This window comes from Xanthomonas sp. LMC-A-07 (assembly GCF_030208825.1).
GTDB classification, from domain to species: Bacteria; Pseudomonadota; Gammaproteobacteria; order Xanthomonadales; family Xanthomonadaceae; genus Xanthomonas; species Xanthomonas campestris.
This window is the reverse complement of sequence record NZ_JARVTF010000022.1, coordinates 21,622-43,474: the sequence shown is the minus strand read 5'-3', so window position 1 is coordinate 43,474 and position 21,853 is coordinate 21,622. Positions and strand designations below refer to the sequence as shown.

Here is a 21,853-nt window from a genome sequence, read left to right as displayed (position 1 = left end):
TTCGCTCGCACCCTCATCCGCCCCTACGGGGCACCTTCTCCCGAGGGGAGAAGGACCAGTCAAGCCTCTCTCCCGTCGGGAGAGGGGTTGGGGTGAGGGTACGGCTGCCTAGAAACGTTGCCGTTCGACGTTGAGGCACGGACAGATCAATGACCACGCCGCATCACTGCACGTGTGTCGTGCCTTGCAACTCCGCCACGTCCCACCCGAACAACGCACACGCTTTTGCAAACTCCACATCCAGCGGCGCAGTAACGCTGATGCGCCTCCCATCGGCCGGATGCGGAAATCCCAGGCGTTCGGCATGCAACAACATGCGGTGGATGCCGAGCATGCGGAAACTGCGGTTGTGGCGGCCATCGCCGTGGCTGGTGTCGCCGATCATGTGATGCGACAGGTGCTTGAGATGCCGGCGGATCTGGCGAAACCGCCCGGTCTGCGGTTGGCAGCGCAGCAAGGCATAACGCGAGGTGGCAAAGCCGGTGGACGGGATCTCCAGCTCGCCGGTGGCCAGGCGCTGGAAGTGGGTCACCGCCGGCTTCTTGATCGGTTTGCCCGGGCCGCCGTCCAGGTCGTGGTCGACGATGAGCTGTTCCTCGGCGGGCCAGCCGCGGCAGATGGCCAGATAATCCTTCTCTACTTCGCCGGCCATCAGGGCCTTGCCCAGCGCGCTGGCGGTGTCGCGATCGAAGGCCAGCAACAGGCAGCCGCTGGTGGCGCGATCGAGCCGGTGCACCAGAAAGATCGGGCGGCCCAGCTGCACGCGCAGACGGTCCGCAAGAAAATCGTCCTCCCCGCGCGCCAGCTTGCTGTCGTGGACCATCAGGCCCGCGGGTTTGTCGACAACGGCCAGGACGGCGTCCTGGTAGAGAATCTGCAGTGGATCAGGGGATGTGCTCACCGGCGGATTATCCGCGTCGCCGACAGCGCATGCCACTGCGTTGCCGCGCCACGAATCGAGGGCCGCGCTGGGGCTCCGCTGCAGGCACTGCCGAAATGTAGCCGAATGCAGCGGGCCACCTATCGCAATGTGTCAGCGGCGCAGCCAGGCGATCAGCAAGGCGACCGAGCCGGCGCCGCCGCTGATCCAGCTCCACACCGGCACCGTGCCCAGATACCAGCCGTCCGGATGCAGGCCATACAACACGGCCGCCACGACTAGCAGCCCGCTGCCAGTGATGGCGGTGACCACGCGGGTCTGCAGCTTGCGCAGGCTCAGGTCCAGCGCGCGCAACTCACTCGAGCGGATGTCCAGCTGGTGCCGGCCTTCCACCTGCTGCTTCAACCAGCTATGCACCAGGCGCGGCATGTCCGGCGCGTGGGTCATGATTTCCGGTAGCCGCTTGCGCAACTCGCCCAGCACGCGGCGCGGGCTGTAACGCTCGCGCAGGATGCGTTCGAGCACCGGCCGCGCCACGGCCCAGATGTCGAGTTTGGGATCGAGCTGGCGGCCCACGCCTTCGATGTTGAGCAGCGTCTTCTGCAGCAGGATCAGCTGCGGCTGCAGCGTCAATTCATAGCGCTGCGCCACGCGGAACAACTTGATCAATACCTCGGCCAGCGAGATCTCCGACAACGGCCGGGTGAAGTATGGCTCGCACACCGAACGCGCAGCCGCTTCCAGTTCGTCGATACGCACGTTGGACGGCATCCAGCCCGCCTCCACGTGCAGCTCGGCCATGCGGCGGTAATCCTTGTGGAAGATCGCCATGAAATTCTCGGCCAGGTAGTACTGATCTTCCTGCGAGAGCTGGCCCATGATGCCGAAATCCAGCGCAATGAAGCGCGGATTGAGGCGCCGCTCCGGGTCCGAATCGACCCAGATGTTGCCGGCGTGCGCATCGGCGTGGAAGAAATTGTCGCGGAAGACCTGCGTGTAGAACACGCGCACGCCCTTGGCGGCCAGCGCCTTGCGGTCGATGCCGGCCGCATCGAGCTTGGCCACGTCATCGGACGGGATGCCGTACACGCGCTCCAGCGTGAGCGCACGCTCGGCGGTGTGCGACCAGATCACCTCCGGCACGTACAGATCGTCCGAGCCTTCCCAGAACCGCCGCAATACACTGGCGTTGGCGCCTTCGCGCTGCAGATCCAGTTCGGCCGACAACGTGCCTTCGATCTCGGCCACCACTTCGCGCGGCCGGATCTTGTCGGCGCGCGGATGGGTGCGTTCGACCAGCGTGGCCAGCGAATGCAGCAGCGCGATGTCGGCGTCGATCTGGCGCTCGATGTCCGGCCGCAGCACCTTGACCACCACTTCGCGGCGCACGCCGTTGGCGTCCGGCGGCAAGGTGGCCGCGTGCACTTGCGCGATCGAGGCCGAGGCCAGCGGCGTGGTATCGAAGGCGGCAAACGCCACGCTCACCGGCAGCCCCAGCGCGCGCTCCACGATCAGGCGCGCGGCCTCGCCGTCGAACGGCTTGACCCGGTCCTGCAGCAGGGTGAGTTCTTCGGCCACGTCCGGCGGAATCAGGTCGCGGCGGGTGGACAAAATCTGCCCGAACTTGACGAAGATCGGGCCCAGTTCCTGCAGCGCCAGCCGCAACCGCGCACCGCGCGATTGCGCGGCGATTTCGGCACTGGCGCGCGGCACGAACGGCTTGGCCAGACGCAACCAGCGCTCGGCCGGGGTGCCTTCCAGCAACGCGTCCAACCGATACCGCAGGATCACCCGGCCGATGCGGCTTGCCCGCAGGATCGCCTTCATGGCGTGCCTCCAGCCGCAGACAGGCGATTGATGCGTGCAGCCAGGCGTTCGACAGCGTCGCGCAGCTCATCCACGTCGTCGTGGAAGGCCTCCAGTTCGGCGCGCGGCACCACGTCGCGCGATTCCTCGGTGACGAATTCGGCTGCGCTCTGCGCCAGGTCGGTCGCGCTGCGGCGGGCCTGCTGCAAGGCGCTGCGCACGGCGCTGGCGATCTGCACGCCCAGGATCTCGCCGAACACCGCCACGAACGGCAACTGCCAGTCCGGATCGAAACGCCCGGCCAGTTGTTGCAGCTGGCGCGCCAGCTCGGCATCGCCGGAGACCTTGAGCCGGCCGGCCGGCGCACCGCTGCGGCGGGCATTGGCCAGAAACGGCAGCTGCCCGAGCAAGCCGGCCAGGCTGCTGCGCACCGCCAGATCCGGCTCGTGGGTGGCATCCACCGGGCCCACCAGCAGCCGCCGCTCGTGCACGCGGATCTGCAGCGCCAGCGCGGGCGCCTCCAGGATCAGTGCGATGCGCTGGCCTTCCAGCGGCAGCAGGGCATCGCGGGTATCCGGGTCCAGCGCCAGCGCGCGGTTGAGCGCGGCCTGCAGGGCCTGGCCGGCGAGCGGCTTGAGTGAGTTGAAGAGTGATCCGGGCATGGGCGCATTCTACCGTCCCTGCATGTCGCAACCGCTTGACGGGCGCGGGCCGGGCCATTGCATCGGCGGGCAGGTGCATGTGCCACGGCTCGGGCAGGCACCCGGCGCTTCCGTTCGGCACCGCGCCGGCGGCATCCTGTGCCGCTTCCGTGGAGCAATGACAGGAGCAGGCGATGGGCAGGATTCGGGTCGGACTCATCTTTGGCGGCAAGTCGGCCGAGCACGAGGTCTCGCTGCAATCGGCGCGCAACATCCTGCAGGCGCTGGACCCGCAGCGGTTCGAGCCGGTGCTGATCGGCATCGACAAACAGGGCCAGTGGCACCTCAGCGCACCGGAGAGTTTCCTGCTCGATGCCGACGACCCCAGCCGCATTGCGCTGCGCCACAGCGGCCGTGGGCTGGCCGTGCTGCCCGGTGCCGCCAGTGCGCAGCTGCGCGCGGTGGATGCCGAACAGGCGTTGGCGCAGATCGATGTGGTGTTCCCGATCGTGCACGGCACGCTGGGCGAAGACGGCTCGCTGCAGGGGCTGCTGCGCATGGCCAACCTGCCGTTCGTCGGTTCCGGCGTGCTGGGGTCGGCCGTGGCGATGGACAAGGACATGGCCAAGCGGGTGCTGCGCGATGCCGGCCTGGAGGTGGCGCCGTTCGCATGCTTTACGCGCCACACCGCTGCGCAGGCCGACGTGCAAACGCTGATTGCCCAATTCGGGCTGCCGCTGTTCGTCAAGCCGGCCAACCAGGGCTCGTCGGTCGGCGTCAGCCAGGTCCGCAGCGCTGAGGAGTTCAGCGCGGCATTGGAGCTCGCGCTGCGCTACGACCACAAGGTGCTGGTGGAAGCGGCGATCGCCGGGCGCGAGATCGAATGCGCGGTGCTGGGCAATGCCACGCCGCAGGCCAGCGTCTGCGGCGAGGTGGTGGTGCACGACGCGTTCTATTCGTACGAGACCAAGTACATCCGCGACGATGGCGCAGCGACGGTGATTCCCGCCAATATCGATGCCCACACCCAGCACCGTATCCAGCAGTGCGCACTACAGGCCTATCAGGCGCTGGACTGCGCCGGCATGGCGCGCGTGGATGTGTTCCTGTGCGCGGATGGGCGCATCGTCATCAACGAGGTCAACACCCTGCCCGGCTTCACCCGCATCAGCATGTATCCCAAGTTGTGGGAGGCAAGCGGCCTGGACTATCGCAGCCTGGTTACGCGCTTGATCGAGCTGGCACTGGAGCGGCATGCCGACGATGGGCGCCTGCACAGCAGCGTGGTCACGCATGCATGACCGCGGCACGGGTGCGTGCAGTGCATCCGCACGAACACGCAGCGCTGCTGGCACTCAACAATGCCGATGCCAGCGCCTTGTCGTGGCTCACACCTGATGCGCTCGCCAGCCTGTTGCAGCAGGCCTGGCACGCACGGGTGGCGGATCCGGCCGACGCCTTACTCATCGCGCTGGATCAGCACGCCATCTACACCAATGCGAACTTCGCCTGGATGGCCGCACGCTTCGCGCGCTTTGTCTATGTCGACCGCATCGTGGTTGCCGCGCACGCACGTCGACGCGGCTTGGCAACACAGCTGTATGACGAACTCATCCGTGACGCACGCGCCGCAGGCCATGCGCGCCTGGTCTGCGAAGTCAACCTATTGCCTGCCAATCCACCCTCGTTGGCGCTGCACCGGCAGTTGGGCTTTCAGCCGATCGGCGAGTCCGTGTTGGAAAGCGGAAAACGCGTGCAATACCTGGAAAAAGCGCTGTAATTGGCAAATTCTGCGTGCCGCAAAAGCACACGGCCCGCCTCCTTGCGGAAGCGGGCCGTGTGATCGTCAACCGGCAGCGCCGCTGCCGTGACGTGCCGCGGACTAGACCTTGCCGCGACGGAACATCGAGATCACGGCCAGGATCAGGAACACCACGAACAGAATCCAGGCGATGTTGGTCGCCGCACCGGCGATACCGCTGAAGCCCAGCACGGCGGCAATGATGGCGATGACGAAAAAGATGATGGCGTAATGCAGCATGGCAATGTGTCCAGAAGTTGTCGTGCCGAATCGGCGCAGACGTATCTTGTGGATGTGCCAGTCTTTATCGAGTGATGGAGATGTCGCGGGAAGATGAGGATCGCAGCCGTTGCAGGCCCTCTTCGATGCTGATCTGCGGCACATAGCCGAAGTCGCGCCGCGCCGGTTCCATGCTGTACCAATGCGGCGTGCACAGCTGCTCGACCAGAAACCGCGTCAGCGGCACTTCGCCTGGCAGACGCAACAGTGGCCACAATGTTTCGCACACCGCACCGATGCGGTACGCCGTCTTGAACGACAGCGAGCGCGTCACCGCCGGCGCATCCACCGCCGCCAGCAAACGGTTGAGCAGTTCGCGCATCGGCAACGGTTCGCCGTTGGAGATGAAGTACGCCTTGCCTGCGCACGCAGCGCCCGGCGCCAGATGCGCGAACGCATCGAAGTGCGCCTGCGCCGCATTGTCGATGTAGGTGCTGTCCACCAGGTTGCTGCCATCGCCCACCATCCGCAGCCGCCCGGCGCGCGCACGTGCCGCCAGACGCGGCAGCAGGTGGTTGTCGCCCGGCCCCCAGATCAAGCGCGGGCGCAACGCAACGGTGGCCAGCTGTGCATCATTGGCTGCCAGCACCGCGCGTTCGGCAATTGCCTTGGTCGCCGCATACGACGCACGCAGGTCTTCGCCATACGGCACTTCGTCCGCACCCAAGCCTTCCACCGGATTGGTGGCGCGATGGGTCACGCTGGGCGTGGAGGTGTAGATCAAGCGCGGCACGCCATTGGCACGGCACGCATCGAGCACGTTCTGCGTGCCCACCACGTTGGCCTGGTGATAGCTGTCGTAGCTGCCCCATGCCCCGGCCTTGGCCGCGTTATGGAACACCGCATCGATGCCGGCAAGTGCATGCCGCACCGCCTGCGGGTCAGCCAGATCGCCACGGATCTGGCCCACACCCAAGGTGTGCAGCACCGGGTAGTCACCACGCTGAAAGCTCACCACCTCGTGTCCACGCGCCACCAATCCACGGCACAGCGCCTGCCCGAGAAAGCCACCACCACCCGTTACCAGTATCTTCATCACATCACACCGATTGCAGAAGGGAACACACGACAGCGGCAGACACTTGCGCTGGCGATACGCCTGCGCCTGACAGCATCGCCCTGCTGCCTGCACTTACACACGTTGTTGCGCCGCCCAGATCGCAAGCTTTTCGCGGCCGATCTTGGCGTTGTGGCGAATATCCACCGGAAAGCCGGAATGGCGCAGAAAACGCGCAATTCCTGCGGTGTGCGGGTGCGCAGCGCCCACTGCGCGCAGTGCAGTTTCCACTTCGGCAAAGGCCGATGCCGCAACGCCTGGCTGCAACTCCACGCACAGCACCGGTTGCTGCTGACCGGGCGTGCCGACACCCACCAACGCGGTCCGCCGCACCTGCGGATGCACGTTGAAGATCGGCTCTACCTGTTCGGTGTAGAGCGGGCCAGTGGCGGTTTCCACGCGGTGGGTCTTGCGGCCGCAGAACCACAAGCGCCCCTCGCCATCGAAATAGCCGACGTCGCCCATGCGGTGCACAACGCGCTCGCTGCCGTCGCTGCAGCGCTCGCGGATCTTGGCGTTGCGCGTGGCCGCATCGCGGTTGAAGTAGGTGTCGGTAGTGGTGGGGCCAGCCACGGTGATCTCGCCCACCTCGCCCGCTGCCAGCACGCGCACGCCGCTCCACTCGGGGATCGCCGCGTCGTCGATGGCGATGATGCGCACCTCGTTGGGTGCAACCACCTGGCCGACGCAGGTGCCGGCACCGGCCTCGGTGGCCGTGCGCGTGGCGTCCAGGGTGCGGCCTTCGATCGCTGCCACCGGCAGGCATTCGGTGGCGCCATACGGCGTCCAGAACTGCGCATCGGCCGGCAGCAACGCACGGATCTTGGCCACCACATCCGGCGGCACCGGTGCGCCGGCCGAGGTAGCCAGGCGCACGTTCGGCAATGGCTGGCCGTAATCAGCCAACACGCGCATCAATGCCGGCGAGCCGAACAGCTGCGTCACACCAAAGCGCGTCATCGCATCGTGCAGCTTGCGCGGATCGGCGGTGGCCGGACGGGTCGGGTCCATGTCCGGGATCACCGAGGTCAGGCCCAACGCGGGATCGAACAGCGCGAATGGCGGAAAGGTCGGCAGGTCCACACCGCCCGGCTGCATGTCGAACGCGTTGCGCAGCAGCTCGATCTGCCCGACAAAATGCCGGTGCCGATACACCACGCCCTTGGGCACGCCGGTCGAGCCGCTGGTGAACAGGATCGCCGCGACGTCGTCAGCCGCGGTATCGGCCAGCTGGCTGCCGGCACCGGCACCATCGCGCTCCAAGCGTGCCAGCGTCACCCCGCCCCAGCCATAGCGGCCGCCCACGGTGACGATCTGCCTGGCCGACCGTGCCCAGCGCAACAAGCGCCGTGCCAGCTGTGCGAGCGGAATGCCGATGAAGGCCTGCGGCTGCGCTTCGTCCAGGCATTGCTTGAGTGCGCGCTTGTCGATGCCCGGATCCACCAGCACCGGCACCGCACCGGCTTTGAACAAGGCGAACATCAGCAAGAAGAACTCCGGCGACGGCCGCACCATCACCACTGCACGCACGCCACGACCGATGCCGTGCAGGGCCAGACCGGCAGCAATCGCGTCGCTGCGCGCGTCCAGCTCGGCATAGCTCAGGGTCACATCGTAGGCGGCCATTCCATTGGCACCGCGTCCGCCCGGGCAGCGGATGGCGATCTGATCGGGGCGCTCGCGCGCCAGTCGCGGCAGCGAGGCGGCGATATTGCAGAGAGTTGTCATGCGCCCATTATCACCCATGCGTGCCTATGGCACCGGTCGCTTGCGCGTGCAACGTTCGGTCGCGTGCATTGGCTGGCTCGCATTGCTGCAGAGAGGCCACTCGCAGCGTGCCTGCATGCACAGCTGCAAGTGCGATGCATCAAAACGCTGGAAACATCGACTGGAACAGTGCGCGTAATCGCCAGCAAACCTTGCACGCTACCGGGCGTTTTCTGGCAAGTCCGGTGATCCGCCGGCCACCAGCAACCGCCACCGCATGAATCGCTAACCCGCCCGCACACGCGCCCCTTGTATCGCGCCGTGATTCGGTCAGAATGCCGCGCTCTCCACGCTATTTCGCCGCGCAAGGCCCGGCATCCATGGCACACCCCTGCCTTACCTGCGGCGCTTGCTGCGCCTACTTCCGCGTCAGTTTCCACTGGAGCGAAGCCGATCCCGCGCTGGGCGGCAGGGTACCGATTGCGTTGACGGATGCACTGCGTACGCACGAACGGGTGATGCGTGGCACCTCGCAAGCGCAGCCACGCTGCATTGCGCTGGACGCAGACATCGGCCGCTACAGCCGTTGCAGCATCCACGACCGCCGCCCGTCATCGTGTGCCGCAGTGCCGGCATCGCTGGAGTTCGGCGAGCGCAGCACGCAATGCGACAAGTCGCGGCTGGCACATGGCCTGCACGCGCTCACTGAAGTCGACTGGGTTGGCGTGGACGACGCGCAACGCAATCCGCTGCCTACGCTGTAAGGCCTGGCCGCAGCAGCGCATACGGCGCAGCCGCAGTGCGATCCAATCCGGACCTGCGCGATGCACGCATTGCCCGGTGCATCCACTTCGCACACGTCGCGCGCAGCTCTTCGGCGCGCGCGCGCACGGATGCGAAACTTGTCCTACAGCGGGTTTCGTTCCAGAAACGCGCGGATTGCCGGCACCAGCACCTCGTGCTTGTCTTCGAGCACGTAGTGGTTGGCATCCTCGAACGCCATCACCTCGGCCTGCGGCAGTGCGCGGCGGAACCCGGCCAGAAAGTGCTTGTCGAAACAGATGTCGCGCAGGCCCCAGGCGATGAAGGCCGGGCGGTCGGCAAACGACGGCAACGCTTGCGCCGAGCGCTCCAGCAGCGACCAGGCCTGATCGGCCGGCGACAGCGGGATGTCCTGCATGAAGCGGATCGTGGAAATGCGGTTCTTCCAGCTGTCGTACGGAGCGACATAGGCACGGCGCACAGCCGCCGGCATCCGCCGCGACACGCCCAGCCACGAGGCGCCTGAGGAAAACGCATTGAAGGTGCGGATGAACCACTCGCCCAACCGCCAATGCCGGCCCATCGCGATCTGCCATGGCATCGGCTTTTCCGGCGGTAGCGGGAATGCGGCGGTGTTGGTGATCACCAGACGCTTGACCTGCGCGTGGTGCGAAAGCGCCCAGCCAAAACCGATCATGCCGCCCCAATCGTGCACCGCCAGCGTGATCGGCCCGGTGATGCCCAGGTGCTGCAGCAGGCGGTCCAGATCGTCCACGCGCGATTGCAACGTGTAGTCGTAACGCGGCTGCGCATCGGGCGCATCGTCGGGCTTGTCGGACAGGCCCATGCCGATGTGGTCGGGCACGATGCAGCGGTAGCGATCAGACAGACCGCTCACCAGATGCCGCCACAGATAGCTCCACGACGGATTGCCGTGCAGCATGACCACCACCTCGCCATCGCGCGGACCTTCGTCCAGATACGACATCGACACGCCCGGGCGGACCTGCAGACGGTGTGGCGTGAACGAATAGCCCGGCAGGCGCGAAACGGATGCAGTCATCGGGTCACCAGCAAAAAGAAAAACGCCTGCGTCGCGATGGCGCAGGCGTCGGTCGTACGATCAACAGCGATGGGCGTGCGCCCGATCGATCACCAAACCACTTCGGCCATCGAGCAGTTCAGGCCCGAACCGATGCCGAGCAGCGCGATGCGATCGCCCTTCTTCAACCGGCCCAGTTCCTTGAGCTTGCTCAACACGATCGGCACCGAGGCCGGGCCGATGTTGCCGTGCTCACCGAAGATGGTCATGACCTTGGCCGGGTCGATGCCGAAGGACTTCACGAACGCCGCCGTGTGCGGGCGGCTGACCTGGTGGATGACGAACTGGTCCAGTTCCTCCACGGCCCAGCCCAGCACCTGCTTGGCGGCCACGAAGGTTTTCTGCGCCAGCTTGATGCCTTCGATCAGCAGCAGGCGGGTGTCGGTGACCATGCGGTCCAGGTTGCCCCGGCACAGCTTGTTCCACTCGGTGGCCGAGCGCGTCACGCCGCCCTTGTAGCGCGGCGCGTCGGGGACCAGCTCCGAACGTGCCATCACCATGGCGGCCGCACCGCAGCCCAGCGTCAACGCAGCGAGTTCGTTGCGGAACTCTTCTTCGGTGACGTCCGGCGAGGTCATGCGCTCGAGGGTTTTTTCGTAAACAAGGTTGGCGGTTTCGCCATCCACGACCAGGGCGTAGTCGATCTCGCCGCGTTCGAGCATGCGCGCAGCGATGTCCATGCCATTGATGAAGGCAAGACAGGCGTTGGCCACGTCGAAGGTCATGCAGTGGTCGCTGACGCCCAGGTTGCCGGACACGATGGAGGCCGTGGACGGCTCCAGGTAATCACGGCTCACCGAGGTGTTGACCAGCAAGCCGATCTTCTCGATGCCGATGTTGGCATCGATCAGGGCCTTGCGGGCAGCCTGGGTGGCGGCGTCCGATGCCTGGACATCCTGGTCCCACAAGCGCCGTGCATGGATACCGGCAACATCGCCCAATACGTCGGTCTTGATCCCAAGACGGTCGTAGGTCGGTTGCAGGCGCTCGTTGATTTCCTTGGAAGTCAGCGTGTGCGGCGCATCAATATGCGCCAGTCCCGCGATGGAGACATTCTGGAAGAGCATCGAAGTAGCGCCATGGCGTCAGGCGAGGGGGCGCCATTCTATCTGCTGGCCGCTTTTACCGCATCTTTACATTTGCCCCGCGCTCGCCCCAGCCCAACGGTTCAGCGCGGCGGGCACCGGAACGCGTTGAAACGCTGGCTGCCATCGAGCGGCTGGCCTTGTGCCTGCACGGTGTTGGCATTGGCGCCGGGCGCCTCGTTACGCGCAAGGGTTTCCAGTTCTTCCTGCACCCGCAATGGGTTGCGATTGTAGAAACCGACCTTGCTCTTGACCGTCACCACCACTTCGCCCTGCTGCTGACAGCCAGCTGGCACAGGGCCTGCGGGCAGGACCTGCACGCCTTTGCCGCTCTGTTCGATGGGAACCCAGGTGCAGGCCGCGGTGGTGGCGGCAACCAGAACAGACAGCAGGATCACGCGCATAAGACAGACACCTGAGGGCAAAGCCGGATTGTGCCGTAGCTGCCTGAATTGGCAATAAGGCGTGCTACCGAGAGGCAACCGGCAGCCCCCGGTGTGCGCTGCGCTCCCGCCCAGGCCTTGGCCCGGCGCGTCCGCCCGGCCGATGTGGTGTCCGCGTGTCCGGATGCGGACAGCCCCATGCAGCACCGCTGCCTTCAAAAACAACAACTTAAAGATGGCACGGCGATTGCTCTGGTTATCGCAGCCGTCCCGACGCCCTGTGCGCTGCCAGTAAATATGACTACACGCTGAACAAAATAAAAATAACACCGAAAGTTCTTGCAGCTACCGAAACGGTGTACTACCTTACTACCACACCACTGCTCACCCACACCAAGAGACCTCGCCATGACCACCAAGACCCTGCGCATCGCCCTCGCCGCCGCCCTGATTGCCGGCGCCTCCTTTGCCAACGCGCATGCCTCTTCCCTCACCACGCTGGACACCGTGCAGGTGCGCCCGGCCGCCGACCAGATCGCCCAGCAGACGCTGGAGCGCAGCAGCGGCATCCGCACCTTGGCCGCCGTGCAGGTGCGCCCTTCGACCGAGCAACTGGCTGCCCTGGCCGCCGAACAGGCCGGCCCGCGCATCGTGACTCTGGCCGCCGTGCAGGTGCGTCCGACCGCCGAACAACGCGCCGACCTGCTGGTGCATACCGCTGCCGCCACCGCGCAGGCTGCCACCGGCCACGCCGCTGCTGCACTTGGTGCGCTGGTCGGCCAGGTCATCGTCAACCTTCCGGTGCCGCAGCTGCAGCCCACCCCGGTCGAGCTGGAAGCACTGGTCAGCGCCACCCTGGGCCAGTAACTGCCGGCCGGTCATTACCGGCCAGCCCATGCGCGGCGCAGCTACACTGCGCGCATGTCAGCCTCCGTCCTCGATGTCATCCTGTTCCAACCCGAAATTCCGCCCAACACGGGCAATGTGATCCGCTTGTGCGCCAATACCGGCGCGCGCCTGCACCTGATCGAGCCCCTGGGCTTTGACCTCAGCGATAAGCAGCTCAAGCGCGCCGGCCTGGACTATCACGAATACGCGCGTCTGCAGGTGCATCCGGACCTGCCCACTGCGCTGGCCACGCTCGCACCCAAGCGCGTGTTTGCGCTGAGTACCCGCAGCACCGTGCGCTATGACACACCGCAGTTTGCCGATGGCGATGCCTTTCTGTTTGGCCCCGAAACACGCGGCCTGCCGGCAGAGGTGCTGGAGTCCATCCCGCCGCAGCACCGGCTTCGCCTGCCGATGCGCCCGGACAATCGCAGCCTCAATCTGTCCAACACCGTGGCGGTGATGGTGTTCGAGGCGTGGCGACAATGGAACTTCACAGGCGGGCAGTAGCCAGGCGCATCACCTCGCCGCGCCGGCAGCCAATGCCTGTTTGAGCACCGTGTGGCAGCTCGCCCAGAGCGCAACCGCGAGCAGCGCGATGGCGCCTAGCACCAGAAACGCGGTGCGGTAGCCGAAGGCGGCGCTGAGCCAGCCGCCCAATGCAGGGCTCAAAGCAGCACCGATCCCTTGCACGGTCATCACCGCGCCCTGGCCCACGTTGACCCGGCCGGTGCCATGCAGCAGCCGCGCGACCAATGCGGGGACCACCACGCTCTGCAAGCCGGCGCCCAGGCCATCGAGCATCTGCACTGGAAACACGCCCCAGCCTTCGATCAGCGAAGCGGCCACCAGCGCGCGCAGCGGCAACGCCAGAAAAGCCACCAGCAGCACCCACCAATGGCCATGCACGCGGATCCAGCGCATCGCCAACAAGGCCACCAGCATCATCGTGGCCTGTGCCACCACGATGGTGGTGGCGGTCAACGCGCTGGGGTCGCCCGCATGGGCGGCGACGATCGCCATGCCGTACAGCGGCAGCATGGCCGCGTTGCCCAGATGGAACAGCCCCAGGGTGATCGCCAACAGCGCCAGCGGGCGGCAGGTCAGCAGCACCCGCCAGCCACTCACCGCCTCACCGGTTTGCGCTCCCTGCAAACCACGCGCAGCGCGGTGGTCGATGGACGCTGCAGGAATCAGCAACACCGAGGCGATCGCCAGCACGCCAAAGGCCGCCGTCAGCACAAACACCGCGCCGAAGCCGTAGCGCCAGCCCAGCCAGCCGGCGAGTGCAGCGGCCAGCAGGTTGCCGCCGTGGTTGGCGACCTGGTTGCGCGCCAACTGATGATCGAAGCCCTGTGCCCGGACCAGTCCGAGCGTGATGCCGGTCAGCGCCGGGCCGATGCCGGCGGCTGCCAGGGCCGAGGCAATCTGCGCCACCACTACCCCGGGAAAACTCGGCCGCAGCCAGATCAGCGCGGTGGCCAGCAGGATCGCCAGCGCGCCAATCACCACCACCGCGCGTTTTCGGCGGGTGGTATCGACCAATGCACCGGCCGGGGTGGTCGCCAGCACGCCGGCGATTCCGCCGGCGCTCATGACAGTGCCGATCGCCCCCACCGACCAGCCCCTGGATTGCAGGAACACGCTCAAGAATGGCCCCAACCCGTCCTGCACATCGGCCACGCTGAAGTGCAGCACCTCCAGCGCGCGGGTGCCACGCCGGCCGCGGCTCATGCGCACGTCACATGCAGCACGCGCACGACCGCTGCGCGCAGCCCGGCGGCGGTGCGCACACCCCAGGGACCGGAACGCCTTGCACGCAGCCGCCGCATCGCCGTCTCCTCAGTGCTTGGGCTTGGGCTTGGGCTTCTTTTTTTCGCCCGGGCCATGTGGTGGATGCGGTGGGTGTGCGATCTCGGTCAGCGTCGCCGGCTTGGCGCCCAGTGCGTGCGCGTGCATCAGCACGCCGTGCGGCGTGGTGGTGAGCTCGCCTTCGGCACTGAGCGGCTTGCCGAGGACCAGTTGCCTGGCAAACGCGCCCGCGGCATGCGGCGGAAACCGCACGGTGACCGCGTCGTCCAGCAACACGCCGTGCACCTGCCCGTGCGGGCCATGCAGCAGGTGGGTGATGGTGCCGCTGTGCTGGGCGTGTTGCGGTTTGGCGGGTTTGGCTGCCGGCGGTTTCGGCTTGGGCTTGGCATGTGGGCCGTGCGGGCCCTCGTCGAGGATGCGGGCGCCGCCGTCGGGGTCGATCGCCAGCGCGACCAGCATGTCTACACCGCGTGGTTTGAGCCCGCGGATGGTCAAGGCGCTGCCCGGCGCAAGCGCCTTCAGCAGGGCGGCGGACAGATGCGGCGGCGTGTGCACTTCGGTGCCATCGGTCAGCAGCAGGCCGTCGATATCGGCCTTGGGGTTGAGCAGAAAGCGCGCCAGGGTGCCGCGGGTTTCGGGCAGGAAATCGGGATCGACCCAATGCATGGTGGTACTCCAATCAGGATGGCCGGCGAAGACCGGCAACGCGCGCCCCGTGCCACGCGCAAGGCATGGCTAGTGACGGGGCGCAAGGGGGTGACGTGGGACGTGGGACGCGGCAGTGCCGCGGGGCCCGGCGCGGGACTTAGCGCGGAGCGGGCGGTGCGGAGGGTGCTGGCGGCACGGGCGGTGCCGGTGGCACTGGGCCATCCGGACGCGGCGGGGCGAACAGGGCCCGTTGCGAGGCACGGTCGCGGCCTAGCTGGGTGGCCTCGATGGACCGCCCGGCTGCCGTGGCCACACCGAACCCGCTCACGCTCAACGGCGCACCGGGCTGCAACAGGTCGCCGAACTGCACTGCCAGGTGCGGCGGCATCCGCACCACGGTGCCATCGCTGAGCAGGGCACCGGTCGCTTCACCGCCCGGCCCGTACACCAGGCGTTCGATCCGCCCCTGCGCTTGCAAGGGCGTCAACGTCGCGGGCGCGGGCGGTGCCGGAGGCGGCAGTGCGGCCGATGGCGGTTGGTCCACCACCTCCTGCCCGCTGCGGGTGGAGCGGATGGCACTGGCACGCAGCACCGGCAGGCGGCCCAGGCGATAGCCCTGCACGCTGACGGTATCGCCACGCCGCACCGCCGCCTGCAGGGCGGTGGACAGATGCGGCGCAAACGCGACCTGGGTGCCATCGCGCAGCCACAGGCCGTCCACCGCGCCATTGGGATTGAGCATGAAGCGTTCGACAGTACCGGTGACACGCACGGCGGTGGCGGCCACCGGTGCAGGCGGTGCGGGTGGGGTCGGCGGCGGTGGCGGGGCATCGGCGGGTGGGCGCGGCGCAACCGGTGCGGCCGGCGCAGCAGGGACCTGCGCGGCAGCGGTGGCCACGCTGCAGGCCAGCGCAAAAGCGAGTGCGGTCTGACGAATCATGGGCAGTGTCTCCATCGCGGCAGGGGCGCCGCGTGCCATCAGGACAATGCAGCTATCGTGCCAACTGGCAACGCCTTGATTTCATTGACAGTGGCTGGAGATGCAAGCCATCGCGGCGTCTGCATTCCAGACAACCGCTGTCCGCTTTGAAGACAGCCTGCCGTGCGCAGCGCCTGGCTACTGCAATCCATAGTCGTCGAGCTTGCGGTACAGCAGTTGGCGGTGGATGCCGAGCTGACGGGCGGCCTCGGCGCGGTTGCCCTGCGCCTGCGTCAGCGCGGCCTGGATCATGCGTTTTTCCAGCTGCGCCACCGCTTCGGGCAGCGACTGTGTGCCGGTTGGCGCATCGGCTGGCTGCGGCTGCAGCAGGTCGCCTGGCAACGGTTCGCCCAATGCCTCGTCCAGATCGCCCGCCGCGATGGTGTGCCCGCGCACCAGCAACGCGCAGCGCTGCATGACATTGCGCAATTCACGCACATTGCCCGGCCACGGATGGTCCAGCACCCGGCGCTGCGCATCGGGCGACAGCGCGCGCGCGGCGCCACCGGCGCTCTGCAGAAAGTGCGTGGCCAGCAGCAGGATGTCGTCGCCGCGTTCGCACAGTGGTGGCAACTCGATCGGCACCACGTTCAAGCGGTAGCGCAGGTCGCTGCGGAACTGCCCGGTGCTCGCCAAGGCCGCCAGGTCACGGTGGGTCGCCGCAAGCACGCGGACATCCACCTTCTGCGCGCCATTGCCGCCCAGCGGCGTGACCTCCCCCTCCTGCAGAAACCGCAGCAGCTTGCCCTGCATCGGCAGCGGCATGTCGCCGATCTCGTCGAGAAACAAGCTGCCGCCATCGGCCTGGCGAATCAGGCCGATGCGGTCGCTGGTGGCGCCGGAGAATGCGCCTTTGCGGTGCCCGAACAACTCGCTCTCCATCAACTCTAGCGGAATGGCCGCACAGTTGACCGCCACGAAAGCGCGCTGTGCGCGGGTACTGGCGCGATGCAACGCGCGCGCGGCCAGCTCCTTGCCGGTGCCGGTTTCGCCGGTGATCAGCACCGGCAGGTCGGCGCCTGCCGCCAGGCCGATGCGTTTGTGCACGGTGCGCATCGCCGGGCTGTGGCCGATCAATGCGTCGGCCTCTTCGGCCGGTGCCAGCGATGCGGCACCCGGTTCCGGCGCGTCGGTGGCGCTGTGCAGCGCACGCTGCACCACCTCCACGATCTCCGCACGCCCCACCGGTTTGACCAGATGGTCGAACGCACCCAAGGTCATCGCTTCGATGGTGTTGCTGCTGGAGGCGTAGGCGGTGAGCATCACCAGCGGCACCTGGCGCGCCGTGGCATGGTCCTGGCGCGCACGCAGCACCGCAATGCCATCCATGCCCGGCATGCGGAAATCCACGAACGCCATGTCCACGCCACCTTCGCGCAACTGCGCGACGCCGGCCTCGCCGTTGTCGCGCGCAATCACGCTGTGGCCGAGCGAGCGCAGCGTGGCCTGCAGCGTGGCCAGAAACGCGGCATCGTCGTCGATGATCAGGATGCGCGCCATGGCAGCTCCAGGATGAAATGGGTGATGCCATCGGCATGCGTGTAACGCACCTGGCCGGCGTGCGCGCGTGCGATCTCGCGTACCAGTGCCAATCCCAGGCCGTTGCCGTCGCTGCGGCCACTGACAAAGGGCTCGAACAACTGCGCAGCCACCGGTTCGGCGATCGATGCGCCCTGGTTGGCAACGCATAGCTGCAACCTGCCGGCACGCACTGCCGCGTCCACGCGCACCACAGTGCCAGGCTGCGCGTGCTGCCAGGCATTGCGTACCAGGTTGTGCACCGCCCGACCCAGCTGCTGCGGGTCCAGCGCCCATTGCAGCGATGGGTCAGGCACCGACAGCTGCGGCGGCGGTGTTCCGGCGGGCAGTTCCGCCGGATCCAGCAGTGCCGCCAGCCAGTCGCGCACCACCACGGTGTCCAGGTGCAGGCGGATCGGCTGCACCATCCCGAGCAGGCTTTCGACCACGCCATCCAGGCGCTGGATCTGCGCGAGCATCAAGGCCGCATGCGCGGCCTCGTCCGGCGTGGCGTTGCCACTGGCAATCGCATTCTCGACCGCCAGGCGCATGGTGGCGATCGGGTTGCGGATCTCATGCGCCACGGTGGCGGTCATGCGGCCCAGCGCGGCCAGGCGTTCGTGCCGGGAGAGTTCATCGCCGAGCCGGCGCGTCTGCGCCAGCGCCTGCGCGTTGCGCTGCGCATAGTCGTTCACCGCCGCGCCGAGCCGGTCCAATTCCGGCGCACCGGTCACCGGAATCTGCGGGAGTTCGGTCTCGGCCGCCAAGGCCTGCTGGATGCGATCCAGTCGCCGGCCCCAGCGCCGCACTACCACGCCCAGCGCAATCGCCGACACCGCCACCAGCGCAAAGATCAGCACCATGCCGATCACCAACGGCCGCCAGGCGTCGGAGGTGCTGGCCGGCACCCGCGTCATCGTCCATGCCGCGGTGCCTGCCACCAACGGACAAGCACTGATCAACAGCACCTCACGGCTGCCATCGCGGCGGTACTGCACCGGCGTGTTACCGCGCGCACTCTGGCGTGCGGTGGCGACGATGGTGTTCCACTCGGCAGCCGGGATGTCGGTCTTGTGGTCGCTGCCGTCATAGGTGGGATACGCGTAGGCGATGAATCCCTTCTCTAGATTCCACACCCCGCCCTCCACGCCCGGCGCATCTGCTAACACCAATTGCACCACCACCGCGGCCAACCCCGCGCCGTTATCGCCCGCGCGGGCGGCCTCGCTGGCACCGGTGTAGCGCTGCACGATGCGCCCGCACTGCGCCTGCAGTTGCTGGCGTGCCTGGTCCAGGCGCACGCCTTCGGTCTGCTGATACAGCCCAAAGAGCATGGTGGCCACGCCGATGCACGCGGCCACGATCACGATCCAGATCAGCAACAGTTGCCGCAACAACGAACGGGGCATGGGTGCGATCCGAAAGGAGACGTGCAGTGTGCGCGCAGCGCGGTGTCAGCGCAGGTTGGTCTTGGCCAGCGCCAGCACCTCATCGCCCCGCCCGCTCATCACCGCCTTGAGCAGATACAAGCCCATGCCCTTGGCCTGTTCCAGCTTGATCGCCGGTGGCACCACCAGCTCCTGCGTGGCAATGCGCACGTCGACCAAGGCCGGGCCCGAATGCGCGAATGCCTGGCGCAGTGCGCGCTCCAGCTGCGAGGAGGTCTCCACGCGCAGCCCCAGGATGCCCATCGCATTGCTCATCGCGGCGAAATCCGGATTGCGTAGCTCGGTGCCGGTATCCAGATACCCGGCCGCCTTCATTTCCATCGCCACAAATCCCAGCGACGCGTTGTTGAACACCACCACCTTCACCGGCAGGTTCAATTGCGCCAGCGAGATGAAGTCGCCCATCAACATCGCAAACCCGCCATCGCCGGAGAGCGAAATCACCTGCCGCCCCGGGCAGGCCGCCTGCACACCCAGCGCCTGCGGCATCGCGTTGGCCATCGAGCCGTGGTTGAAGGAACCCAGCAGGCGGCGCTGTCCGTTCATGCGCAGATAGCGCGCGGCCCATACGGTCGGCGTGCCCACGTCGCAGGTGAACACCGCATCTTCGTCGGCAATCTGGCTGATCAGGCGGGTGACGAATTGCGGATGCAAGGGCTCGCCTTCGTCCGCCGGTACCGCCAGTTCGTCCAGCCCCTCGCGCGCCTTGCGGTAGTGCGCAAGCGACTTGTCCAGAAAGCCGCGCTCCTCGCGCCGCTCCAGCTGCGGCAACAGCGCAGCCATGGTTTCGCCCACATCGGCGGCAATGCCCAGCTGCAAGGGCGTGCGACGCCCAAGTGCAGCCGGGTCACGGTCCACCTGCACAATCGTGGCGTCCTTCGGATAGAACTGGCGATACGGGAAATCCGTACCCAACATGATCAAGGTGTCGCAATTGAGCATGGCGTGATAGCCGGAGCTGAAGCCGATCAAGCCGGTCATGCCGACATCGAACGGGTTATTCCACTCCACATGCTCCTTGCCGCGCAGTGCATGCACGATCGGCGCGCCCAGCGTGTCGGCCAGCGCCACCACCGCATCGTGCGCCCCGGCACAGCCGCTGCCGCAGAGCAACGTCACCGCCTTGCTCTGCTGCAGGATCTCCGCCAGTTGCTGCACGTCCTCGGCCGCCGGCAGCAGCCGCGGTGCACGTAGCACGGGCCACGCGGCAGAGAGGTGTTTGTCGACCTCCATCAGCGCGATGTCGCCGGGAATCACCACCACGGCCACGCCTTGCTGCAGGATCGCAGTGCGCATCGCACGGTGCAGCACCTCCGGCAACTGCGCTGGGTTGGTCACCAGCTCGACGAAGTGGCTGCACTCGCGGAACAGCTCCTGTGGATGCGTTTCCTGGAAATAGCTCAGGCCGATCTCGGACGACGGGATATGCGCGGCGATGGCAAGCACCGGCTGCCGGCTGCGGTGGCAATCGAACAGCCCATTGATCAAATGCAGATTGCCCGGCCCACAACTACCGGCGCACACCGCCAGCTTGCCGGTCACTGCGGCTTCGGCCCCGGCGGCGAATGCCGCCACCTCTTCGTGGCGCACATGCATCCATTCGATGCTCTGCATCTCGCGCAACGCATCGGTCAGCCCATTGAGGCTATCGCCGGTCACCCCCCAGATTCGCTCCACCCCGGCACTTTCCAGCGTTTCGGCCATGAACCGCGCCACCGTCTTCTTCTTCGCCACGATGCTGCTCCGCTTCTTCTGGGGACGCCTATGCTCCCAGTGCGCGCGTATCGGCGATGTGCTCGCTTGCAGCAGCGCGATGCTTGATTTGCGGTGTTTTTGTGCGACACCTACACGCCAGCATCACGTTGCTAGCACGCACGTGACGCTGCGTCACGCTTTGCACGTGCTACTCGCATACGTTGACAGCCACAAGAAAGCGCAGCTGAACTTGGCGCGATGATTCATCAACCGGTCAGTTCAAAATTCATGTCGCGTTCCATCGAATAACGGAGAATTTACATCTCGGCAGCGAACGGCATTCGCCTCAGCGCCGGCCCAAACCATAAGTACAGGTATCTCGATCATGAAGACTTCTCTGCTGGCCCTCGGCCTTCTCGCTGCCCTGCCGTTTGCGGCCTCCGCTGCCGAAAACCTCTCCTACAACTTCGTCGAAGGCGACTACGTGCGCACCCCGACCGAAGGTCGCGATGCAGATGGTTGGGGCGTCAAGGCGTCCTACGCCGTTGCTCCGAACTTCCACGTGTTCGGCGATTACAGCAAGCAGAACGCTGACGACGACGACAACGTGTTCGAAAGCTCGAACTCCGACTTCCAGCAGTGGGGCGTCGGTGTAGGCTACAACCACGAGATCGCCACGAGCACCGATTTCGTTGCCCGCGTTGCCTACCGCAAGCTGGACCTGGACACCCCGAACATCAGCTTCGACGGCTACAGCGTTGAAGCCGGTCTGCGTAACGCCTTCGGCGAGCACTTCGAAGTCTATGCCCTGGCTGGCTACGAAGACTTCTCCAAGAAGCGCGGCATCGACATCGGCGACAACTTCTACGGCCGCCTTGGCGCCCAGGTGAAGTTGAACCAGAACTGGGGCATCAACGGCGACATCCGTATGGATGGCGACGGCAACAAGGAATGGTCGGTCGGCCCGCGCTTCAGCTGGTAAGCCGCACGTTTGACTGCAGCGCGACTCTCTCCCGCGCTGCATCGGAAGCCCGGTCCCCCGACCGGGCTTCTTTCTTTTGTGCGATCGGAGTTGCATGCGCATGCATGCGCCTGTGCAAGCCAGCGCGTTTCGCAAACTCGGCGCTCCAACGCCGAAGCCGACACGTGTGCGCACGACAGCTTCTGCCGCGTCACCGTGGCGCACTGGTCGAAAGCTCTGTGCTGCCGGTACACACCCCTAGTCTTCGCGTGCAATGCGAGCATGGAGATCCTGCGATGGACACGCGTCGCCAATCCGGCGTACGGCCCTAAGAGCATGTAGAACCCGAGACTGCTCAGCACACGATTGCACAGTTAGCACTGGAAGCAACCTGGCCTCGT

General features: G+C 66.5%; 21 protein-coding genes. 6 read left to right on the top strand and 15 right to left on the bottom strand.

Annotated elements, in window-relative coordinates:
• Positions 1–163: 163 nt before the first annotated feature.
• The 3 genes from QRM89_RS20820 to QRM89_RS20810 all read right to left on the bottom strand — a co-directional run bounded on the left by QRM89_RS20820 (position 164) and on the right by QRM89_RS20810 (position 3,348).
• Positions 164–937 (bottom strand): pseudouridine synthase, encoded by a 774-nt coding sequence (locus QRM89_RS20820; protein ID WP_343237693.1) that lies wholly within the window; start codon positions 935–937, stop codon positions 164–166.
• Between the two features lie 96 nt (positions 938–1,033).
• Positions 1,034–2,707 (bottom strand): ubiquinone biosynthesis regulatory protein kinase UbiB, encoded by a 1,674-nt coding sequence (gene ubiB, locus QRM89_RS20815; RefSeq protein ID WP_014509433.1) that lies wholly within the window; start codon positions 2,705–2,707, stop codon positions 1,034–1,036.
• Positions 2,704–3,348, bottom strand: coding sequence for an SCP2 sterol-binding domain-containing protein (locus tag QRM89_RS20810; RefSeq protein WP_285448993.1), 645 nt, complete (start codon positions 3,346–3,348; stop codon positions 2,704–2,706). Before QRM89_RS20810 ends, ubiB begins: the two co-directional genes overlap by 4 nt.
• Positions 3,349–3,521: 173 nt before the next feature.
• Here QRM89_RS20810 and ddlA point away from each other — a divergent pair, with 173 nt between their 5' ends.
• Both ddlA and QRM89_RS20800 read left to right on the top strand, forming a co-directional pair.
• Positions 3,522–4,628 carry a D-alanine--D-alanine ligase gene (ddlA, locus tag QRM89_RS20805; RefSeq protein WP_285448991.1) on the top strand — a complete coding sequence of 369 codons (1,107 nt, stop codon included), beginning with the start codon at positions 3,522–3,524 and terminating at the stop codon, positions 4,626–4,628.
• Positions 4,625–5,107, top strand: coding sequence for a GNAT family N-acetyltransferase (locus tag QRM89_RS20800; RefSeq protein ID WP_285448989.1), 483 nt, complete (start codon positions 4,625–4,627; stop codon positions 5,105–5,107). The genes ddlA and QRM89_RS20800 overlap by 4 nt, the downstream gene beginning before the upstream one ends.
• Positions 5,108–5,209: 102 nt before the next feature.
• On the opposite strand, the gene QRM89_RS20795 is transcribed toward QRM89_RS20800, so the two are convergent.
• From QRM89_RS20795 to oleC, 3 genes are all read right to left on the bottom strand, one after another.
• A complete protein-coding gene (locus tag QRM89_RS20795; protein ID WP_003468167.1) occupies positions 5,210–5,368 on the bottom strand; it encodes a DUF1328 domain-containing protein in 159 nt (52 codons plus the stop codon).
• 64 nt (positions 5,369–5,432) lie between these two features.
• Positions 5,433–6,443 (bottom strand): 2-alkyl-3-oxoalkanoate reductase, encoded by a 1,011-nt coding sequence (gene oleD / locus QRM89_RS20790; RefSeq protein WP_285448987.1) that lies wholly within the window; start codon positions 6,441–6,443, stop codon positions 5,433–5,435.
• Positions 6,444–6,539: 96 nt separating this feature from the next.
• Positions 6,540–8,192, bottom strand: coding sequence for an olefin beta-lactone synthetase (gene oleC, locus QRM89_RS20785; protein ID WP_285448985.1), 1,653 nt, complete (start codon positions 8,190–8,192; stop codon positions 6,540–6,542).
• 359 nt (positions 8,193–8,551) lie between these two features.
• Here oleC and QRM89_RS20780 point away from each other — a divergent pair, with 359 nt between their 5' ends.
• On the top strand, positions 8,552–8,935 hold the full coding sequence (locus tag QRM89_RS20780) for a YkgJ family cysteine cluster protein (RefSeq protein WP_285448983.1): 384 nt from the start codon (positions 8,552–8,554) through the stop codon (positions 8,933–8,935).
• Between the two features lie 143 nt (positions 8,936–9,078).
• Here the strand turns inward: QRM89_RS20780 and QRM89_RS20775 are convergent, their stop codons facing one another.
• The 3 genes from QRM89_RS20775 to QRM89_RS20765 all read right to left on the bottom strand — a co-directional run bounded on the left by QRM89_RS20775 (position 9,079) and on the right by QRM89_RS20765 (position 11,524).
• Positions 9,079–9,996 carry an alpha/beta fold hydrolase gene (locus QRM89_RS20775; protein ID WP_115576118.1) on the bottom strand — a complete coding sequence of 306 codons (918 nt, stop codon included), beginning with the start codon at positions 9,994–9,996 and terminating at the stop codon, positions 9,079–9,081.
• 89 nt (positions 9,997–10,085) lie between these two features.
• Positions 10,086–11,102, bottom strand: coding sequence for a 3-oxoacyl-ACP synthase III (locus QRM89_RS20770; RefSeq protein WP_040940356.1), 1,017 nt, complete (start codon positions 11,100–11,102; stop codon positions 10,086–10,088).
• A 101-nt stretch (positions 11,103–11,203) separates the two neighbouring features.
• Positions 11,204–11,524, bottom strand: a complete 321-nt coding sequence (locus tag QRM89_RS20765) for a DUF4156 domain-containing protein (protein WP_014509441.1) — start codon at positions 11,522–11,524, stop codon at positions 11,204–11,206.
• Positions 11,525–11,911: 387 nt separating this feature from the next.
• Here QRM89_RS20765 and QRM89_RS20760 point away from each other — a divergent pair, with 387 nt between their 5' ends.
• Both QRM89_RS20760 and QRM89_RS20755 read left to right on the top strand, forming a co-directional pair.
• Positions 11,912–12,370, top strand: coding sequence for a hypothetical protein (locus QRM89_RS20760; RefSeq protein ID WP_225043201.1), 459 nt, complete (start codon positions 11,912–11,914; stop codon positions 12,368–12,370).
• Positions 12,371–12,424: 54 nt separating this feature from the next.
• On the top strand, positions 12,425–12,901 hold the full coding sequence (locus QRM89_RS20755; protein ID WP_285448979.1) for a tRNA (cytidine(34)-2'-O)-methyltransferase: 477 nt from the start codon (positions 12,425–12,427) through the stop codon (positions 12,899–12,901).
• A gap of 9 nt (positions 12,902–12,910) precedes the next feature.
• Here the strand turns inward: QRM89_RS20755 and QRM89_RS20750 are convergent, their stop codons facing one another.
• From QRM89_RS20750 to poxB, 6 genes are all read right to left on the bottom strand, one after another.
• A complete protein-coding gene (locus tag QRM89_RS20750) occupies positions 12,911–14,131 on the bottom strand; it encodes an MFS transporter (protein ID WP_285448977.1) in 1,221 nt (406 codons plus the stop codon).
• Positions 14,132–14,233: 102 nt separating this feature from the next.
• Positions 14,234–14,869, bottom strand: a complete 636-nt coding sequence (locus QRM89_RS20745) for a hypothetical protein (RefSeq protein ID WP_285448975.1) — start codon at positions 14,867–14,869, stop codon at positions 14,234–14,236.
• A 139-nt stretch (positions 14,870–15,008) separates the two neighbouring features.
• On the bottom strand, positions 15,009–15,791 hold the full coding sequence (locus QRM89_RS20740) for a hypothetical protein (protein ID WP_285448973.1): 783 nt from the start codon (positions 15,789–15,791) through the stop codon (positions 15,009–15,011).
• Positions 15,792–15,968: 177 nt separating this feature from the next.
• The gene (locus QRM89_RS20735) at positions 15,969–17,330 is read right to left on the bottom strand and encodes a sigma-54 dependent transcriptional regulator (RefSeq protein WP_285448971.1); all 1,362 of its coding nucleotides are present in this window, start codon (positions 17,328–17,330) and stop codon (positions 15,969–15,971) included.
• The gene (locus QRM89_RS20730; protein ID WP_285448970.1) at positions 17,315–18,757 is read right to left on the bottom strand and encodes a HAMP domain-containing sensor histidine kinase; all 1,443 of its coding nucleotides are present in this window, start codon (positions 18,755–18,757) and stop codon (positions 17,315–17,317) included. Before QRM89_RS20730 ends, QRM89_RS20735 begins: the two co-directional genes overlap by 16 nt.
• A gap of 45 nt (positions 18,758–18,802) precedes the next feature.
• Positions 18,803–20,512, bottom strand: a complete 1,710-nt coding sequence (poxB, locus tag QRM89_RS20725; RefSeq protein WP_285448996.1) for a ubiquinone-dependent pyruvate dehydrogenase — start codon at positions 20,510–20,512, stop codon at positions 18,803–18,805.
• Positions 20,513–20,876: 364 nt separating this feature from the next.
• On the opposite strand from poxB, the gene QRM89_RS20720 reads away from it, so the two are divergent.
• A complete protein-coding gene (locus QRM89_RS20720; protein ID WP_103701217.1) occupies positions 20,877–21,473 on the top strand; it encodes a diffusible signal factor-reguated Ax21 faimly virulence factor in 597 nt (198 codons plus the stop codon).
• Positions 21,474–21,853 lie beyond the last annotated feature (380 nt).

Bases quoted from the DNA above. Each gene is read 5' to 3' on its own strand.
- QRM89_RS20780 (WP_285448983.1), top strand. From the start codon at position 8,552: ATGGCACACCCCTGCCTTACCTGCGGCGCTTGCTGCGCCTACTTCCGC.
- QRM89_RS20760 (WP_225043201.1), top strand. From the start codon at position 11,912: ATGACCACCAAGACCCTGCGCATCGCCCTCGCCGCCGCCCTGATTGCC.
- QRM89_RS20730 (WP_285448970.1), bottom strand. From the start codon at position 18,757: ATGCCCCGTTCGTTGTTGCGGCAACTGTTGCTGATCTGGATCGTGATC.
- QRM89_RS20795 (WP_003468167.1), bottom strand. From the start codon at position 5,368: ATGCTGCATTACGCCATCATCTTTTTCGTCATCGCCATCATTGCCGCC.
- QRM89_RS20775 (WP_115576118.1), bottom strand. From the start codon at position 9,996: ATGACTGCATCCGTTTCGCGCCTGCCGGGCTATTCGTTCACGCCACAC.
- QRM89_RS20765 (WP_014509441.1), bottom strand. From the start codon at position 11,524: ATGCGCGTGATCCTGCTGTCTGTTCTGGTTGCCGCCACCACCGCGGCC.
- QRM89_RS20735 (WP_285448971.1), bottom strand. From the start codon at position 17,330: ATGGCGCGCATCCTGATCATCGACGACGATGCCGCGTTTCTGGCCACG.
- QRM89_RS20800 (WP_285448989.1), top strand. From the start codon at position 4,625: ATGACCGCGGCACGGGTGCGTGCAGTGCATCCGCACGAACACGCAGCG.
- QRM89_RS20755 (WP_285448979.1), top strand. From the start codon at position 12,425: ATGTCAGCCTCCGTCCTCGATGTCATCCTGTTCCAACCCGAAATTCCG.
- oleC (WP_285448985.1), bottom strand. From the start codon at position 8,192: ATGACAACTCTCTGCAATATCGCCGCCTCGCTGCCGCGACTGGCGCGC.
- QRM89_RS20740 (WP_285448973.1), bottom strand. From the start codon at position 15,791: ATGATTCGTCAGACCGCACTCGCTTTTGCGCTGGCCTGCAGCGTGGCC.
- QRM89_RS20770 (WP_040940356.1), bottom strand. From the start codon at position 11,102: ATGCTCTTCCAGAATGTCTCCATCGCGGGACTGGCGCATATTGATGCG.
- ubiB (WP_014509433.1), bottom strand. From the start codon at position 2,707: ATGAAGGCGATCCTGCGGGCAAGCCGCATCGGCCGGGTGATCCTGCGG.
- QRM89_RS20720 (WP_103701217.1), top strand. From the start codon at position 20,877: ATGAAGACTTCTCTGCTGGCCCTCGGCCTTCTCGCTGCCCTGCCGTTT.
- QRM89_RS20810 (WP_285448993.1), bottom strand. From the start codon at position 3,348: ATGCCCGGATCACTCTTCAACTCACTCAAGCCGCTCGCCGGCCAGGCC.
- ddlA (WP_285448991.1), top strand. From the start codon at position 3,522: ATGGGCAGGATTCGGGTCGGACTCATCTTTGGCGGCAAGTCGGCCGAG.
- oleD (WP_285448987.1), bottom strand. From the start codon at position 6,443: ATGAAGATACTGGTAACGGGTGGTGGTGGCTTTCTCGGGCAGGCGCTG.
- QRM89_RS20745 (WP_285448975.1), bottom strand. From the start codon at position 14,869: ATGCATTGGGTCGATCCCGATTTCCTGCCCGAAACCCGCGGCACCCTG.